Origin of the sequence: Pseudoxanthomonas sp. OG2 (assembly GCF_014192765.1) — a bacterium.
In the GTDB taxonomy this organism is placed as follows: Bacteria; Pseudomonadota; Gammaproteobacteria; order Xanthomonadales; family Xanthomonadaceae; genus Pseudoxanthomonas_A; species Pseudoxanthomonas_A beigongshangi.
Genome location: NZ_JACHYM010000001.1, coordinates 2,159,994 through 2,176,912 on the forward strand (window position 1 = coordinate 2,159,994; position 16,919 = coordinate 2,176,912).

A 16,919-nucleotide genomic window follows, 5' to 3' on the forward strand; every position below is an offset into this window, starting at 1 on the left:
GCGCGTGGTTGGCGACCGGAGCGCGGCACTGCGTTGACCTATTTTCATCCGCACCTCAACTCGGCGACGTGTCGGGGAAGGGGCAGGCGCCACCGCCGTTGGCATCCCTCACGTCCACGCGTCCGCTGGGATGCAGCACCACGTCGCGGATGTTGTTGGCGGGCCGGGAGGTGGGAATGCAGACCCGCAGCGTGATCGGGCCGGACAACGACGGCCAGGGTCCGTTCGCCGGCCGGCCATCCGCGCGGTAGGCGATCCGGTGTTCCCAGTAGTTGCTGTTGGACGCCGCCCCGGGAATGAACTCGACGGGCGCATTGAACTGCGTGAACGCCAGCGATCGGCTGCCGCTCTCCCCCTCGGGCTGGGCGAGCAGCAGGCCGCGCCATCTGCGCTCGCAGCATCGGCATTGGGCGCCGTCTGCGGAATCGCAGATCATCACCTTCCGGTTCTGGCGGATGGCCTCGACGCGCGCGGTCTGCAGGGTGGCGATCACCTGGTTGCTGGCCGCGCCGAGGCGGTTCTGGTTGATCAGGGTTTCGAAGGACGGGGACGCGATCGCGAGCAGGATCGCCAGCACCGCGATGGTCACCGCCAGTTCGATCAGCGTGAAGCCCGCCGCGTTGCGCGCCGCATCGGGACACGCGCCACTCCGTCGCTTCAAACCCATTGCGCTCTCCACCGTGTAGCCCCTCACGGGAACGATCCCCCTGCATCAGGCGCCATGCCTTGGACGTTTCCGGCCGGCACCCACGGACCGGGAATGGAATCGTCAACACGGTGGGAGGGCCATCGGAGGATTCCGAAAGGCGCGCAAACGCGGCGATGGTCACGCGGTGGACGATGCGTTGCCGGCAGTTTCGGCGTTACCGGAACGCGGGTGCGTCGGGCGCTTGGCCGTCGCCACGCGGCGTGCGCGGGCCCGCGCTTCGTTGGCTGGATCTTCGTCCCGTCAGTCCGACGGTGACGGGCATTCGCCGTTGCCGCTGGAGGCGGTCACTTCGACCCGGCCACTGGCGCGGATCGTCACGTCGCGGATGTTGTCGCGCGGGCGGGTCGTCGGAATGCACAGGCGCATGCGGCCGGAAGACAGGAACTGCGGGCGGGTGCGGATCCGGCCGTCGGCGTCGTATCCCGTCCAGCCCGCCGCGGCCTGATTGAGTTGCAGGACGATGCGGCCATCCATCCGGGTGGCGGCCACCACCTCGATCCCGTCGCCCTCCGGTCGATAGGCCATCCAGCCGGCCGGGGACGGCGCGTCGTCCGAACAACGTTCGCCATCCGCACTGCGGCAGAGGTCGACCCGCGTGTGATGGGTGACGGCTTCCAGGCGCGCCGCATTCAGGAACGCGAGCATCTCGTTGCTGGCGTTCGCCAGGCGATTGCCGTTGATCAGGTTTTCAAGCGACGGCATCGCCATCGCGCCCAGGAGGGCGAGCAACGCGGTCGTCGCCATCAGTTCGACGAGGCTGAAGCCTCCCGCGCACTTGCGTGCGCGATGCCATGTGGGCCGGTGCATCCGTTGACTCCGTGGGTATCGATTCGTGCCATCGCGGCGCGATCCCCGGATACGAACAAGAGTGCGTCACGTGACAATGGGAGGAGACCACGGCAGCCGGTGCGACCCCATCGGAATCGTCCGAAAGCACGCGAACCGGGATGACGGTCTAGTGGGCGAGCGTGGAACGGATGCGGCGTGACCGCCGTTGCCCCGCCGATGCGGGGCCGGATGTCAATGTGAAAATTTTCTGTTTCGAGCCGTTCCGGACCCCGATGCGGGGCGGCCTTGGCCCTACAATAGCGCCCCCATGCAAGGCCTCAACCCTCCCCAACGCGCCGCGGTCCAGCACGTGCACGGACCGCTGCTGGTGCTCGCCGGCGCCGGCAGCGGCAAGACGCGCGTGATCATCGAGAAGATCGCGCACCTGATCACCTCGGGCCGGATGCCGGCCAAGCGCATCGCCGCGATCACCTTCACCAACAAGTCCGCCAAGGAAATGCGCGAGCGCCTGGGCAAGCGGCTCAAGAGCGACGTGACCGACGGCCTGACCGTATGCACCTTCCATGCGCTGGGGTTGAAGTTCCTGCAGATCGAGCACGCGGCGGCCGGCCTGAAGCGCGGCTTCTCGATCTTCGACGCCGACGACGCGGCCGCGCAGATCAAGGATCTGATGACCGGCGCCAAGCCCGACGCCATCGACGCGGCCAAGAACCTGATTTCGCGCGCCAAGAACGCCGGCCTGTCGCCCGAGGAGGCGATGGCCGCCGCGCGCAGCGCGCGCGAACAGGAGGCGGCCAGCCTGTACGCGCGCTACCAGGCGCGCCTGTCGACCTTCAACGCGGTGGACTTCGACGATCTGATCCGACTGCCAGTGCAGATCCTGGAAGGCAACGAGGAGATCGCCAAGGCCTGGCGCGAGCGCATCGGCTACCTGCTGGTGGACGAGTGCCAGGACACCAACGACGCCCAGTACCGCCTGCTGAAGCAACTGGCCGGCCCGCGCGGCGATTTCACCTGCGTGGGCGACGACGACCAGAGCATCTACGCCTGGCGCGGCGCCAACCCGGACAACCTGCTGGAGATGGCCAAGGACTATCCCAAGCTGGAAATCATCAAGCTGGAGCAGAACTACCGCTGCTCCAACCGGGTGCTGCGCGCGGCCAACACACTGATCGCCAACAACCCGCATGAACACCTGAAGAAACTGTGGAGCGACCAGCCCGACGGCGATCGCATCCGGGTGTGGGAGTGCCGCGACAGCGAGCACGAGGCGGAGAAGGTGGCCGCCGAGATTTCGTTCCTGCACACGGCCCGCGAGGCACCGTGGAGCGACTTCTGCATCCTGTTCCGCGGCAACCACCAGTCGCGCGTGCTGGAAAAAGCGCTGCAATTGCTGCGCGTGCCCTATCACCTGACCGGCGGCACCGCGTTCTTGGAGCGCCAGGAAGTGAAGGACGCGCTGTCGTGGCTGCGGCTGGTCGCCAATCCGGATGACGACACGGCGTTCCTGCGCGCGGTGCAGTCGCCCAAGCGCGAAGTGGGCACCACCTCGCTGGCCAAGCTGGCGGAGATGGCCCAGCACGCGAGCATGCCGATGTCGCGCGCGGCCGAGTCGATGACCGTGCTCAAGGCATTGCCCGCGCGCGCGGCCAACGGCCTGAGCGCGTTCAACGACGTGATCCGGGATCTGCGCGATCACACCAAGACGCTGTCGGCCAAGGAACTGCTGCTGCGGCTGGTCGAGCGCTCCGGCCTGCTGGCCGATCTGCGCGCGCAGAGCAAGGATCAGGCCGGCTTCGAACGCCGGCGCGCCAACCTGGACGAGCTGGCGGACTGGTTCGACGGCGGACCGCGCGGCGGCAACGTCGGCGATCTTGCCGCGCAGCTGGCGCTGCTGTCGCGCAACGACAAGGACGACGGCGGCAACCAGGTGCGGCTGATGAGCCTGCACGCGGCCAAGGGCCTGGAGTTCCGCTATGTCTTCATCGTCGGCTGCGAGGACGGCACCCTGCCGCACGAGATCAGCGTGGAAGAAGGCAACCTGGCCGAGGAACGCCGCCTGATGTACGTGGGCATCACCCGCGCCAAGCAGGCGCTGTGGCTGAGCCACAGCCGCGAGACCCGCCGCTTCGGCGAACGCATCCGGCTGATGCCGAGCCGCTTCCTGGATGAACTTCCCGCCGCCGAGTTGCAGCGCGACGGCGCGGACCCGGTGGCGGATGCGGAGCGCAAGAAGGAACGCGCGAGCGCGGGGCTGGCGGCGATTCAGGCGTTGCTGGACGGGTAGGCGGGCTTGCGTCCTTGAGCCGCTGTTTGGCGGTTGTCTTTGGGTTTGCGCGAAAGAGCAAATCCCCCGTCGCCTTCGGCGCCCGCCCCCTTTTTCAAAGGGGGCTACCAGGAGACTTCAACGGTCGGAAACCCGCTGTTCCTCCCCCTTTGAAAAAAGGGGATTGAGGGGGATTTGCTTTTGACGCATCGCAGGACACAAGGTGGACGCCGCCCCGTCCGTCTCGCTAGGCTGCGCGCAGGCTCTTCGCAGGTGTCTCCATGACCCGATCCAGTCCCGTCTGGTTGCCGATCGGTTTCGCCATCGCGCTGATCGGCATCGGCTTCAAGTACTGGCAATTGCCCGTCGATCAGGCGGTGCTGCCGGTCGCGCTGTATACGCCCGGGCTGGCCGCCGTGGCGGTGGTGGCGATGCTGCTGCGCGCGTTCGGGACCGGGCGTTTCCTGCGCGTGTGGCTGTGGGCGGCGCTGGCGGTGCCGACGGCGGTGGTGCTGCGCCATCTGCTGGTGGGCGATGCGGCGATGGTGCCGTGGCCGCGGGAGCTGTGGATCGCGACCATGCTCGGCCTGGGCGCGTCCCTGATCGGTACCGTCATCGGCAGCCTGCTGCTGTTGCGCAGCAGCCGGCGCCCACAATGAGCGAACTGGCGGGCGCGTTCCGGCTGCTGGCCGGCTACAACCGCTGGATGAACGAGCGGCTGTACGCGCTGGCCGGTGACTTGCCGGAGGCGGAGGTCACGGCGGATCGCGGTGCCTTTTTCGGGTCGATCTTCGGCACGCTGAGCCATCTGGTGGTGGCCGACACGATCTGGCTGAAGCGCTTCCGCCAGCATGCTTCGGGATCGGAAATCCTGGCGCCGATGGATGCGCTGGAGCTCCCGCGCGTGCTGGATGCGCGGCCCTGCGTCGATCTGCCCGCGCTGCGCGCGCGGCGCGAATGGCTGGATGGGATCATCGTCGCCTGGGTGGACACGCTCGACGCGGCGACGCTGGCGGTGCCGCTGGAATACCTGAATCTGCGTGACGATGCGTTCCGGCGCCCGCTGGACGGCACGCTGCTGCATTTCTTCAACCACCAGACCCATCATCGCGGGCAGATCACGACGCTGTTCGCGCAGATGGGGGTCGACGTGGGGGTGACGGATCTGTTCGTGCGGGTGCCGGAGCTGTCTGAATCCGCTTTGCCTCCCCCTTTGAAAAAGGGGGATGACCCGCCATGCGGCGGTTGAGAAGCACTTGAGGGGGATTGGGCTTCGGCGCGAAGAGCAAATCCCCCGTCGCCTTCGGCGCCCGCCCCCTTTTGCAAAGGGGGCCAAGGAGGTTTTTCTGCGCACGGAGCTGCTTTTACATCCCCCTTGACCAGCCATTCGGCTGTTGAAAGCGCAAAAGGGGGACCGAGTGGGATTTACGCTTCCGGCTGCGCGAGCAGCTGCGCGATCTGTTCCTGCAACGCGGCGACACCCGCTTCCAGCGCCTGCACCCGCGCTTCCAGATCCGACGCGCCGGAAGCCGACGCCGCCGGTGCGCGCGCGGCGATGGCGGCGACATCCACCGGGCCGGACAGCAGGTGCATGTAGCGGTCCTCGCGCTGGCCGGGACCGCGCGGAATCTGTACCACCAGTGCGGGCTGGCGCTGGGCGAGGCGATCCAGGTGGTGCCGCAGATCCTCGGCGTCGGCGAATTTCGCCAGCCGCTCGCTGCGCGCGAGCAGTTCGTGGATGGTCTGCGGGCCGCGCAGCAGGAGCAGGCCGAGCAGCGCGACCTGCTGTTGCGGCAGGCTGAAATGCTGGCCGGTGCGGTGTTCGTAGCGCTCGGCACGGGAAGAGAACACCTGTCGCGCCAGTCCCTTCTGTTCCAGCGCGCGCAGGCCGCGGTTCACTTCACCCGGCTCCAGGTTCAGCACCGGGTCGCGGGCGGTCTTCTGGTTGGATGCCGACTGGGCGGCGTTGACGGTCAGCGGATAGACGTCCGGCGTGGTGGCCTCCTTCTCGATCAGACAGCCCAGCAGGCGGGCTTCGGTGGCATCGAGGGTCAGCGCGGACGGCATGGTCTCGGAGGAAGAATCGGATTCGGTACTCATGGCGATCAGGATAACGCCCCCGCATGGCAATCCCGCGCCGCCGGTGGCCGGATGCCCGGAAAAGCGGCTGAAACCGGGCTCGGCTAAAATCGCGCCACTCCTGTTCGATGGAACCGCGATGCGTCCTGCCCTGCTGACGGCCAGTGTCCTGGCCTCCCTCCTGACCCTGTCCGCGTGCAAGCGCACCGACGCGCCGGCTCCGGCCGCGCCCGCCGACGCGCCGAAGGCCGAAGCCGCCGCCACGCCCGCGGCCGGTTTCCACGACAACCTCAACGCGGTGGCCTGGGTGCAGACCTCGGTGGAATACAAGGCGCTGTCCGAGCAGAGCTACCGCGCCGCCGCCGACCACCTGGACGCGGCGCTGAAGGAAAAGCACTGGGACGCGCTGGTGCCGGACGAGCGCGGCAACGCGGCCACCGGCCTGAAGCCGGCGGTGGTGATGGACGTGGACGAGACGGTCCTGGACAACTCGCCCTACCAGGCGCGCCTGATCCGCGACGGCAAGGAATACGACGAAGTCAGCTGGGACCAGTGGGTGGCCGAGAAGAAGGCCAAGCCGGTGCCGGGCGTGGTCGATTTCGCCAAGGCCGCCAATGCCAAGGGCGTGACGGTGCTGTACATCTCCAACCGCGCGGTGCATTTGAAGGAGGCCACCCTGGCCAACCTGCGCGCGGTCGGCCTGCCGGTCGCCGACGACAGCGTGTTCCTGGGCCTGGGCACGGTGGTGGAAGGCTGCGAGCAGAACGGTTCGGAGAAGAACTGCCGCCGCCGCCTGGCCGGGCAGAAGTACCGCGTGCTGATGCAGTTCGGCGACCAGATCGGCGACTTCGTGCAGGTCGAGGTCAACACCCCCGAAGGCCGGCAGAAGCTGTACGACGAATACGAGGACTGGTTCGGCGAACGCTGGTGGATGTTGCCCAACCCGACCTACGGTTCCTGGGAGCCGGCGCTGTTCAACAACGACTGGGCGCAGCCGGCCGAGGCCCGCAGCCAGGCCAAGCGCGCCGCGCTGGACGTGGCCCGATGAGCGGCCGGCCGCTGCAACTCGGTCCCCGCGAGCGGCTGATCGTCGCGCTCGACGAACCCACCGGCGACGAAGCGCTGGCCTGGGTGGATCGGCTGGGCGATGCGGTGCAGTTCTACAAGATCGGCATGGAGCTGCTGGCCTCGGGCGACTACTTCCGAGTGCTGGACGAACTGGCGCGGCGCGAGAAGAAGATCTTCGTCGACCTGAAGTTCTTCGACATCCCCGCCACCATCGCCGGCGTCATCAAGGGCCTGTCCCGCTGGCCGGTGAGCTACTGCACCCTCCACGGCTGGCATGCCGGGATGATGGAGGCCGCCGCCGCCGCGCGCAGCGGCGACCTGCGCCTGCTGGCGGTCACCGTGCTGACGTCGATGGATGGCCAGGATCTCAAGGCGATGGGCATCGACGGCGAACCTGCCGACATCGTCGTCCAACGTGCGCTGGCCGCGCAGGCCGCCGGCATCGACGGCGTGATCGCCTCGGGCCAGGAGGCCGGCGTCATCCGCGCCGCCACCGGCCCGGGTTTCGACATCGTCTGCCCCGGCATCCGCCCGGGCGGCCCGGTGGGCGATGACCAGAAGCGCACGGTGGGCGTGGCCGCGGCCTTCCGCCTGGGCGCGGACGCCATCGTGGTGGGCCGGCCGGTCCGCCAGGCCGCGGATCCGCGCGCGGCGGCGGAGGCGATTCAGCGTGAGATCGCCGAATCACTCATATAAATCATTAAGTTAAACGCCATTTACTCAGGTATTGCTTTAAGTTTGGCCGAGCGCTAGGCTGTGCGCCATCCGGCTTCGGCCGTACATGTGCCACAACACATAGTCCTCCGGCTTCGGCCGGCTTCAGGAGGCTGGCGGTTCCCATCCGGGATCGCCGCCTCTTTTTTTATTGGACCAAGAGCAAATCCCCCGTCGCCTTCGGCGCCCGCCCCCTTTTTCAAAGGGGGCTATCAATACGGCCATCTTTCAGCGGCACTGGACCGGCGGTTGCCTCCCCCTTTGCAAAAGGGGGATTGAGGGGGATTTGCTTTAGGCAAGGAAGGAAACAGGGACCGGCGTCCCTTGCCCCGATCGCGCCGGACCGGCCAAGATGCGGCCCGACTTGGGGAAGTCTGCCGATGCCTATCGTTCCGCGCGCACGCCGCGCACTGCCCGTCCTGGTACCGCTGTTGCTGGCGACACTGCTGGTCGCCTGCAAGCGCGAACCGGAGGAGCTCGCCGGCGCGACCAGCGAACCGGCCGCGACCGTGCGCGAGCTGGTGGACCACCTGCGCCGCGACGACCTGGCCGGCTTTGCCCGTGCCGCGGTGCCGCCGGCGGACCATGCCGTCCTGGAAACCGCCTGGCGCGAGGACCGCAGCCGCTGGCCGCTGACCGAGTTGCCACTGAGCCAGCAACTGGTGCCGATGCTGGCCACGTTCTCGGCGCCGGGTTCGGAACAGGCGCTGATGCGCGACTTCAACCGCCAGTTTGCCCGCCAGGATCGCGATCTGCGCGATGCCGCGCGCTCGCTGGGCCTGTTCGGCGTGCAGTACCTGAAGAAGGAAGGCGAGTACTCGCCGACCCAGCGCGTCCACTACACCCAGGTGGTCCAGGCGCTGAGCGCCTGGGCCCAGGACGCACCGCTGGCCGACCCCGCGCTGGCCCGCAACACCATCAACCGGATGGCCGCCGCCGCCCGCAAGGCGGGTCTGTCCAGCGAAGCCGACCTGCGTGCCGCCGGCATGGACGGCAGCCTGCGCCGGCTGGCGCCGGTGCTCGCCGAGACCAAGGCGACCTTCACGCGCTACGGGCTGCCGCTGGAGACCACCCTGGCGGACCTGCGCACCGGCCTGGTCGAGCAGAAGGGCGACCGCGCCACCGTGCGAATCCACTATCCGCTGGGCAACCGCGAGATCGACAGCCAGGTCAGCCTGGAACGTCGCGACGGCCGCTGGTACCTGAGCGATTACCTGCGGGCGGCCGAACGTGCCCGGCCGCCGCCCCCGCCCCCAGCCGAACCGCCCACCGAGCCCGAACCCCCGACCTCGGCACGGCCGACCACCGCCGCCAGGTAGGAGCGCCGTCCCCGGCGCGAGCCCTTCGGCCCGGTCCCTGGGAATCACGCACATGCGAGACCATCCATAAAAGCTCGCGGCCGGAGGCCGCTCCTACCTTGGGACCTGCCGGCCCAACGCACGCACGCCCCACCGGCAGGAGCGCCGTCCCGGCGCGAGCCCTATCCTCCGGCTCCGGGAACCACTCACATGCGAGACCGCGCACAGAAGCTCGCGGCCGGAGGCCGCTCCTACCCCCGGGGTGCGGGTAGGCGCTTTTCTGCCGGACAGGCCCGTGCGCCATAATGCCGCCGATGCCAGAACAGAACCCCCTGCCGTTCCCGGAAGCCCCCGCCCCGACGCCGCCGGACAAGAAACCGGAAGCGCCGCGCGAACCGGCGTCCGAATCCCCTCCCCCGGCGCGCCCGCCCGTGCCGGCACCGCCCGCGCGCGCCTCGCGGCGGCCGCTGTGGGCCCGCCTGCTGGGTCGCCTGGCCGACCCCTGGCTGTCCCTGCGCATCGATCCGGAGTCGCCGCGGGAAGTCGTGGACGGACGCCCGATCTGCTACGTGCTGGAGGACTACGGCCTGTCCAATGCGCTGATCCTGGACCGGGCCTGCCGCGACGCCGGCCTGCCCTCGCCGCTGGAACCGCTGCCGGTCGGCGGCGACCCGCTGGGTCGCAAGCGCGCCTACGTGGCGCTGTCGCGGCGCAACGCCAGCACCCTGATTCCCGACCAGATCAGTGCCAAGACCCATTCCGGCTCGCTGGCCAAGCTGCTCGACGCCCACCGCGTGAACCCGGACCTGGATGTGCAGCTGGTGCCGGTGTCGATCTTCGTCGGCCGGGCACCGGACAAGCAGAGCGGCTGGTTCTCGGTGCTGTTCTCGGAAAACTGGGCCATCGTCGGCCGCTTCCGCCGCCTGCTGGCGATCCTGCTCAACGGCCGCGGCACCATCGTCCGCTTCGCCGCGCCGGTCTCGCTGCGCGACACCGTGGCCGAGGGGCTGGACCCGGAACGCACGGTGCGCAAGCTCTCGCGGGTACTGCGCACGCACTTCCACCGCATCCGCGAAGCCATCATCGGACCCGATCTGTCGACCCGGCGCCTGCTGGTGGACCAGGTGCTGGCGGCCGAGCCGGTGCGCGAAGCGATCACCGAGCAGGCCCGGCGCGACAAGAGCAAGCCCGAGGACGCCTGGAAGAAGGCGCACGCCTACGCCTGGGAAATCGCCGCCGACTATTCCAACCCGGTGGTGCGCTCGGCCAGCTTCCTGCTCTCGCACGTGTGGAACCAGATCTACGACGGCGTGCTGGTCCACCACCTGGACAAGTTCAAGGAGGCCGCGCCCGGCCACGAAGTGGTCTACGTGCCCTGCCACCGCAGCCACATGGACTACCTGCTGCTGTCGTACCTGCTGTACGAACGCGGCATCGTGCCGCCGCACATCGCCGCCGGCATCAACCTCAACCTGCCGGTGGTGGGGACCATCCTGCGCAAGGGCGGCGCGTTCTTCATGCGCCGCAGCTTCCGCGGCAACCCGCTGTACTCGGCGGTGTTCACCGAGTACGTGGCGCAGCTGGTCTCCGGCGGCTATTCGCTGGAGTACTTCATCGAGGGCGGGCGCTCGCGCACCGGCCGGCTGCTGCCCCCCAAGGGCGGCATGATCTCGATGACCGTGCGCGCGTTCCTGCGCCAGCCGCGCAAGCCGGTGCTGTTCCAGCCGGTCTACATCGGCTACGAAAAGCTGCTGGAAGGCAACAGCTACCTGGACGAACTCAGCGGTCGCCCGAAGGAAAAGGAATCCATCTGGGTGCTGCTGTGGAACATCCCCAAGGTGCTCAAGCAGAACTACGGCCAGGTGGTGGTGAACTTCGGCGAACCGATTCCGCTGGGCGACGTGCTGGCCGAACACGCGCCGGAATGGGACGGCAAGCCGGTCTCCGACGACGAGAAGCCGGCCTGGCTGTCCGACACCATCGACACCCTGGCCGAGCGCATCCAGATCAATATCAACCGCGCCGCGGACGTGAACCCGATCAACCTGCTGGCGCTGGCGCTGCTGTCCACGCCCAAGCACGCGATGGGCGAAGTGGATCTGATCGCGCAGATCGAACTGTCCAAGTCGGTGCTGGCGGACCTGCCGTATTCGGACCGGGTGACGGTGACCCCGCATTCGCCGGAACGGATCATCGCCCACGGCGAGGAGATCGGCGCGCTCCGCCGCATCAAGCATCCGCTGGGGGACGTGCTGAGCTTCGACAGCGACGACACCGCGGTGCTGATGAGCTACTACCGCAACAACGTGCTGCACCTGTTCACCGCCTCGTCGTGGATCGCCTGCTGCTTCCAGAACAACCGGCGCATGAGCCGCGCCGGCGTGCTGCGCCTGGGCCGCGGGCTGTATCCGTTCCTGCAGGAGGAGCTGTTCCTGCCGTGGAGCGAGGACGAGTTCGTCGAGCGCATGGATCGCACCGTCGATGTGTTCATCCGCGAGGGCCTGCTGCAGCAGGTCAACGAGGAGGACGGCGGCATCCTGGCGCGCAGCGCCGGCCAGACCGACGAGGTGTTCCGCCTGCGCGCGATCGGCCACTCGCTGCAGCAGGCGTTCGAGCGCTACTACATCGCGATCTCGGTGCTGGTGAAGAACGGCCCGGGCAAGCTGGGCACGGCCGAACTGGAAAGCCTGTGCCAGCAGGCCGCGCAGCGCCTGAGCCTGCTGTACGCCCCGGCCGCGCCGGAATTCTTCGACAAGACCCTGTTCCGCAGCTTCATCCAGAAGATGCGCGAAATGAAGCTGGTGTGGCCGGACGAGAACAGCAAGCTGATGTTCGACGAGCGGCTGGACGCGTGGGCCAAGGACGCGAAGGTGATCCTGGGCCGCGAACTGCGCCACACCATCGAGCGGGTCAGCCCGGAAGCGGCCGCGCCGGAACCGCCTCCCGCGCCGGTGGAATAAGCGCGGTGACGGAATCGCGGCGCCCCCCGGGCGCCGCGCATGTTTTCAGTTGACGTGGCCGAAGCTGCGGGTGAGCCAGGCCTTGGCCATGGCGCCGGAGGCCGGATCCTCCACCAGCGGACGCAGCGGCGATCCGCATTCGCCCAGGTGCTGGGCATCATCGATCACCAGCGCCATCCGCAGCAGTTCCGCGCCGCCGGCCAGGATCACCGGCGGCAGGTATTCGCGGAAGCCGTAGTGCTCGAACGCATCGATCAGGAACGGTTCGCAGGCCACCAGCCAGAAGCGGATGCCGTTGTCCTGCGCCCAGCGGTAGGTGCCTTCCATCAGCCGATCCACCACCGGTTTGGCGCGCTGGTCGGCCTGCACCGCGAAGCGGGTGCCCACCGCGATGCTCCGCGGCGGCCAGGCGCGGGCGAAGCGATCGACCTGGAACAGGCTGCCGTATTCCACCTGCACCGCCGGCGAGCCGAAGTCGTGCAGGCGCAGGGTCGCCACCGCCTGCGGCCCGACCTCGACCACGACGGTGGTGCCGCAGCCGTCCAGGCCGTCGGCGATGCGCTTGCCACGCCCGTCCGGCCGGCCCCGTTCCAGGAAGTACACCTCGCGGCGCAGGCGCTGGACATCGCCCAGCGCTTCGCCGGGAGCGATGCGGCGGACCCGCAGCGGGGCCATGCCCGCGCCCGGATCGCGCGGCGGGGACAAGCTCCCGATGGGTTCTTTTTCCTGGTTCATGCGGCTCCCGGCCACGTCCTGCCCGCCCGAAATGGGCAACTGTTCACAGAAATGAAGCAAGCATCGGGCCAACTCCGGGCCAGCCCCGGATGCCCCGCGCGGAAGGGGCTGTGCGGCATTCCGGCGGACCACGGCGCCGCCGCCGAACGGATGGGAGGTGACGCGACGCGTCAGCTTCGGGCCGGATGGGACGCCGGGGGCGGCGGGCGACGACCGGTCAGGCCGGCTCGTCCGGAATCAGCGCGCTTTCCAGCCGGGCAATGCAGTCCTTCAGCCAGAGCTTGCGCTTCTTCATGCGCTTGATGGCGATTTCGTCGTCTTCCAGGCTGGTGGACACCCGCTGCGCGATCGCGTCGTCCAGCTCGCGGTGCTCGCGCCGGAGCTCGGCGATGCGCTGGGCGATGTCGGCGGGGTTCTGGCTGTCCACGCACCGAGCGTACACCGCCGGGGTTTCGTCGTCATCGCAACGCGGCCGGTACAATGGCCGTTCGCATGAACGCCATCCATCCCCTGCCCCAGGTCCTCGCCGATCCCGCGCCTCGTGGCGCGGATCCCCGCCGCCACGCCCGCGAACAGGGCAAGCTGGCCAAGCGCCTGCGCCGCCAGATCGGCCAGGCCATCGCCGACTACGGGATGATCGAGGATGGCGACAAGGTCATGGTGTGCCTGTCCGGCGGCAAGGACAGCTATACGATGCTGGACATCCTGCTGCAGCTGCGGAAGAAGGCGCCGGTCGATTTCGAGCTGGTCGCCGTCAACCTGGACCAGAAGCAGCCCGGCTTTCCCGAACACATCCTGCCGGAGTACCTCGCATCGATCGGGGTGCCCTACCGGATCCTGGAGCAGGACACCTATTCGGTGGTGTCGCGGGTGGTGCCGGAAGGCAAGACGATGTGCTCGCTGTGCTCGCGCCTGCGCCGCGGCGCGCTGTACTCGTACGCCGAGGAACAGGGCTTCACCAAGATCGCGCTGGGCCACCACCGCGACGATCTGGTGGCGACCTTCTTCCTCAACCTGTTCTTCCACGCCAAGCTGTCCGGCATGCCGCCCAAGCTGCTGTCGGACGATGGCAAGCACGTGGTGATCCGGCCGCTGGCCTACGTGCGCGAGTCGGACATCGAAACCTACGCCGAGGCGAAGGGATTTCCGATCATCCCGTGCAACCTGTGCGGCAGCCAGGAAAACCTGCAGCGCAAGCAGGTCAAGAAGATGATGGATGCCTGGGAACGCGAGTCCCCCGGCCGCATCGAGACGATCTCGCGCGCGCTCGGCGACATCCGGCCCTCGCAGCTCAGCGATCCGAAACTGTTCGACTTCCTTTCCCTCGGTCACCGCGAAGGCGCGCAGCAAGCCGACGCGCATGCGTGGCTGGCGGGCGAGGCACGGGATTCGGAATTGGAGATTGGGGATTCGTAACACCATCCCCATCTCTTCCGTCCGACCGAATCCCCACTCCCGAATCCCCAATCCCGGCCCCTGAATGTTCTTCCGCAACCTGACGCTGTTCCGTTTCAATCCCTCGCTCGATTTCTCCCAGCTCGATGAACTGCTTCCCGAGGCCCGGCTCAAGCCGGTCGGCCCGCTGGAGCTGTCCTCGCGCGGCTTCATCTCGCCGTTCGGGCGGGGTGAGGAAGCGCTGTCGCACCGCATCCAGGATTCGATCTGGCTGAGCGTGGGCGGCGAGGACAAGATCCTGCCCGGCGCGGTGGTCAACGACCTGCTGGCGCGCAAGCTGGAGGAAATCGAGGAGAAGGAAGGCCGCAAGCCGAGCGGGCGCACCCGCAAGCGGCTGAAGGACGACCTGCTGATGGAGCTGCTGCCGCGCGCCTTCGTCAAGCCTTCGCGCACCGACGCGCTGCTGGATCTGGAGCACGGCTTCGTCGCCGTGGACAGTTCCTCGCGCAAGAGCGGCGAGAACACGGTGTCGGAAATCCGCCGCGCGATGGGCAGCTTCCCGGCCCTGCCGCTCAATGCCGAAGTGGCGCCGCGTTCGGTGATGACCGGCTGGATCGCCGGCGAACCGCTGCCCGAAGGCCTGAGCCTGGGCGAGGAGTGCGAACTCAAGGACGCGATGGACGGCGGCGCGGTGGTCAAGTGCCAGCACCAGGAACTGCAGAGCGACGAAATCGCCAAGCACCTGGAAGCCGGCAAACAGGTCACCCGGCTGGCGCTGACGCTGGACGATCACGTCTCCTTCGTCCTCGGCGAGGACCTGATCATCCGCAAGCTGAAGTTCCTCGACGGCGTGGTGGATCAGCTGGAGAACACCGAACGCGAGGACCTGCGCGCCGAACTGGATGCCCGCTTCGCGCTGATGGCCGGCGAGGTGAAGCGCCTGTTCATCGTGCTGGAGCATGCGCTGAAGCTGAGCAAGGCGGAGGCTTGAGGAGCCGGGATTCGGGATGACCGGCCATGCGGCCGTTGAAGGCCGGGATTCGGGAGTCGGGATTCGGGATTCGGGATTCGTAAGAGCCCCGCATTTACCTCCCCCTTTGCAAAAGGGGGATTGAGGGGATTTAGCTTTTGGCGCCAAGAGCCAAATCCCCCGTCACCCGCTTCGCGGGTGCCCGCCCCCTTTTGCAAAGGGGGCTTACTCAGCACCTCGATCTCGCGAAAGCCTCCGCTCTGCCTCCCCCTTTGAAAAAGGGGGACTGAGGGGGATTTGGCTCTTGGCGCCACCAGCAGCCGGGTATTCCATGCGATGCTTTTGTCCATGCCCTTCCGGTTGCAACGCCTGATCGCCAAGACGCCCCGCAGCGTCGAGCGCGACGTCGTCCCGCTGGCGCTGGAGGACGGCCGCACGATCGAGGTGCAGCGGGTCCGCGATCCGCGCGCGCGCCGGCTCAAGCTGAGCGTGGACGAACGCGGCGCGCGGCTGACCCTGCCGATGCGCGCCAGCCTGGTCTCGGGCGAACGTTTCCTGCACGAACACCGCGCCTGGCTGCAGGCGCAGCTGGCGCGCCAGCTCGGCGGCGAGGCACTACCCTCGCTGGTGCCGTTCACCACCGCCACCCTGCCGCTGCGCGGCGAGGATGTGCCGGTGGACTGGCAGGAAGGGCGCTACGCGGCCATCCGGCACGAAGACGGACGCATCCGCATCCAGCTGCCGGCCCGGCTGGGCGACGCCGGACTGCGCCGGCACCTGCGCGCGTTCTACGAAACCGAGGCGCGCGCGGACATCAACCGCTGGCTGCCGCGCTACCTGGCGGCGCTGCCGCGCGCGCCCTCGCCGATCCGGCTGAAGATGATGTCCTCGCTGTGGGGCTCGCTGAGCCCGGACGGTGCGATGACGCTGGATCTGTCGCTGGTCGTCGCGCGGCCGTCGGCGTTCGAGTATGTCCTGGTCCACGAGCTGTGCCATCTGATCCACGCCAATCATTCGCGCGCGTTCTGGCGCGAAGTGGAGGCGCGGTTTCCGGCCTGGCGCGACGAGCGCGCCTACTTCCATGAGCACGGCCGCCGCCTCAAGGCGGGCCTGCGCGCACTGCTGGCCGGCTGAGGTTTCCGCTATCGTTCGATCCGGTGACGGGCCGGCGTGGATGCCGGTCCGGTGATCATCGATGACAAGGAGAAATGCGGAATGCGTGGAATGCTGTTGGTGTGCTGCGTGGCGCTGGCCCTGGCGGGCTGCAAGCAATCGGCCGAGGAAACCCTGGCCGAGGCGGCGTTGGAAAAGGCGACCGGCCACAAGGTCGATCTCGACAAGGACGGTGAGACAGTCACCATCAAGACCGAAGAGGGGGAAATGAAGATCAGCGGCGGCGACAACGCCAAGCTGCCCGCGACCTTCCCCAAGGACGTCTACCTGCCGCCCAATTACGCGGTGGAAAGCGTGATGGAAGTGAACAAGACCCAGCTGATCGCGCTGAAGGCGCCGGGCGAGGTCGCCAAGCTGTACGCGGACGCGCGCACGGCGATGGAAAAGGAAGGCTGGAAGCAGACCATGGCGATGCAGGGCAGCGCCAACGACGGCCTGCTGGCCTACGAGAAGGAAGGCCGCAAGGCCACGGTCTCGTTCAACGGCGAAGGCGCGGGCGAGCCGGTCTCGATCGGCCTGCAGGTGATGGACGCGGAAACCGCCGCGCAGTAATCACCGTCGTGCCGGCCGCACCCGTGACCGAAGGTTTCGGGCAGACGCGGATCCCGAAAAAAAAAAAAGCGGCCTTCGGGCCGCTTTTTTTTTCCGCCGTCCGCTTCCTCGCCACACACCTCGGAAAGCTCGCGCCGGGACGGCGCTCCTACCCCGCTCCAGACCGATTGCGCATTGAGACACCCCGGTAGGAGCGGCCTCCGGCCGCGAG

At 68.1% G+C, this 16,919-nt stretch carries 16 protein-coding genes; 11 read left to right on the forward strand and 5 right to left on the reverse strand.

Annotated features, from left to right (window positions below):
* Window positions 1-55: 55 nt before the first annotated feature.
* On the reverse strand, window positions 56-667 hold the full coding sequence (locus FHW78_RS09875) for a GspH/FimT family pseudopilin (protein ID WP_183641308.1): 612 nt from the start codon (window positions 665-667) through the stop codon (window positions 56-58).
* Between the two features lie 282 nt (window positions 668-949).
* Window positions 950-1,516 carry a GspH/FimT family pseudopilin gene (locus FHW78_RS09880; RefSeq protein WP_183641310.1) on the reverse strand — a complete coding sequence of 189 codons (567 nt, stop codon included), beginning with the start codon at window positions 1,514-1,516 and terminating at the stop codon, window positions 950-952.
* Window positions 1,517-1,805: 289 nt separating this feature from the next.
* Here FHW78_RS09880 and FHW78_RS09885 point away from each other — a divergent pair, with 289 nt between their 5' ends.
* The 3 genes from FHW78_RS09885 to FHW78_RS09895 all read left to right on the forward strand — a co-directional run bounded on the left by FHW78_RS09885 (window position 1,806) and on the right by FHW78_RS09895 (window position 5,013).
* A complete protein-coding gene (locus tag FHW78_RS09885; protein ID WP_183639724.1) occupies window positions 1,806-3,785 on the forward strand; it encodes a UvrD-helicase domain-containing protein in 1,980 nt (659 codons plus the stop codon).
* Between the two features lie 260 nt (window positions 3,786-4,045).
* Window positions 4,046-4,423: a hypothetical protein gene (locus FHW78_RS09890; RefSeq protein ID WP_183639726.1), complete on the forward strand. Its 378-nt coding sequence runs from the start codon at window positions 4,046-4,048 to the stop codon at window positions 4,421-4,423.
* Window positions 4,420-5,013: a DinB family protein gene (locus FHW78_RS09895; RefSeq protein WP_183639728.1), complete on the forward strand. Its 594-nt coding sequence runs from the start codon at window positions 4,420-4,422 to the stop codon at window positions 5,011-5,013. Before FHW78_RS09890 ends, FHW78_RS09895 begins: the two co-directional genes overlap by 4 nt.
* A 176-nt stretch (window positions 5,014-5,189) precedes the next feature.
* On the opposite strand, the gene FHW78_RS09900 is transcribed toward FHW78_RS09895, so the two are convergent.
* A complete protein-coding gene (locus tag FHW78_RS09900; protein WP_183639729.1) occupies window positions 5,190-5,864 on the reverse strand; it encodes a DUF480 domain-containing protein in 675 nt (224 codons plus the stop codon).
* Between the two features lie 118 nt (window positions 5,865-5,982).
* Here FHW78_RS09900 and FHW78_RS09905 point away from each other — a divergent pair, with 118 nt between their 5' ends.
* From FHW78_RS09905 to plsB, 4 genes are all read left to right on the forward strand, one after another.
* Complete coding sequence (locus tag FHW78_RS09905) at window positions 5,983-6,891, forward strand: 5'-nucleotidase, lipoprotein e(P4) family (protein ID WP_183639731.1); 909 nt, start codon at window positions 5,983-5,985, stop codon at window positions 6,889-6,891.
* Window positions 6,888-7,607: an orotidine-5'-phosphate decarboxylase gene (pyrF, locus tag FHW78_RS09910; protein WP_183639733.1), complete on the forward strand. Its 720-nt coding sequence runs from the start codon at window positions 6,888-6,890 to the stop codon at window positions 7,605-7,607. The genes FHW78_RS09905 and pyrF overlap by 4 nt, the downstream gene beginning before the upstream one ends.
* A 398-nt stretch (window positions 7,608-8,005) precedes the next feature.
* The gene (locus tag FHW78_RS09915; RefSeq protein ID WP_183639735.1) at window positions 8,006-8,944 is read left to right on the forward strand and encodes a hypothetical protein; all 939 of its coding nucleotides are present in this window, start codon (window positions 8,006-8,008) and stop codon (window positions 8,942-8,944) included.
* A gap of 284 nt (window positions 8,945-9,228) precedes the next feature.
* Window positions 9,229-11,883 (forward strand): glycerol-3-phosphate 1-O-acyltransferase PlsB, encoded by a 2,655-nt coding sequence (gene plsB, locus FHW78_RS09920; RefSeq protein ID WP_183639737.1) that lies wholly within the window; start codon window positions 9,229-9,231, stop codon window positions 11,881-11,883.
* A gap of 45 nt (window positions 11,884-11,928) precedes the next feature.
* Here plsB and FHW78_RS09925 read toward each other — a convergent pair whose 3' ends face one another.
* Together FHW78_RS09925 and FHW78_RS09930 are read right to left on the reverse strand one after the other, a co-directional pair.
* The gene (locus FHW78_RS09925) at window positions 11,929-12,618 is read right to left on the reverse strand and encodes a hypothetical protein (protein WP_183639739.1); all 690 of its coding nucleotides are present in this window, start codon (window positions 12,616-12,618) and stop codon (window positions 11,929-11,931) included.
* Between the two features lie 217 nt (window positions 12,619-12,835).
* Window positions 12,836-13,045 carry a YdcH family protein gene (locus tag FHW78_RS09930; protein ID WP_183639742.1) on the reverse strand — a complete coding sequence of 70 codons (210 nt, stop codon included), beginning with the start codon at window positions 13,043-13,045 and terminating at the stop codon, window positions 12,836-12,838.
* 65 nt (window positions 13,046-13,110) lie between these two features.
* Here FHW78_RS09930 and ttcA point away from each other — a divergent pair, with 65 nt between their 5' ends.
* The 4 genes from ttcA (at window position 13,111) to FHW78_RS09950 (ending at window position 16,708) form a co-directional block, all read left to right on the forward strand.
* Window positions 13,111-14,034, forward strand: a complete 924-nt coding sequence (ttcA, locus tag FHW78_RS09935; RefSeq protein WP_183639744.1) for a tRNA 2-thiocytidine(32) synthetase TtcA — start codon at window positions 13,111-13,113, stop codon at window positions 14,032-14,034.
* A 64-nt stretch (window positions 14,035-14,098) separates the two neighbouring features.
* On the forward strand, window positions 14,099-15,004 hold the full coding sequence (locus tag FHW78_RS09940; RefSeq protein ID WP_183639746.1) for a recombination-associated protein RdgC: 906 nt from the start codon (window positions 14,099-14,101) through the stop codon (window positions 15,002-15,004).
* Between the two features lie 327 nt (window positions 15,005-15,331).
* Entirely contained in the window at window positions 15,332-16,117 is a 786-nt protein-coding gene (locus FHW78_RS09945; protein WP_183639748.1) for a SprT family zinc-dependent metalloprotease, read from the forward strand.
* Window positions 16,118-16,198: 81 nt separating this feature from the next.
* Window positions 16,199-16,708: a hypothetical protein gene (locus FHW78_RS09950; protein WP_183639750.1), complete on the forward strand. Its 510-nt coding sequence runs from the start codon at window positions 16,199-16,201 to the stop codon at window positions 16,706-16,708.
* Window positions 16,709-16,919: the final 211 nt, after the last annotated feature.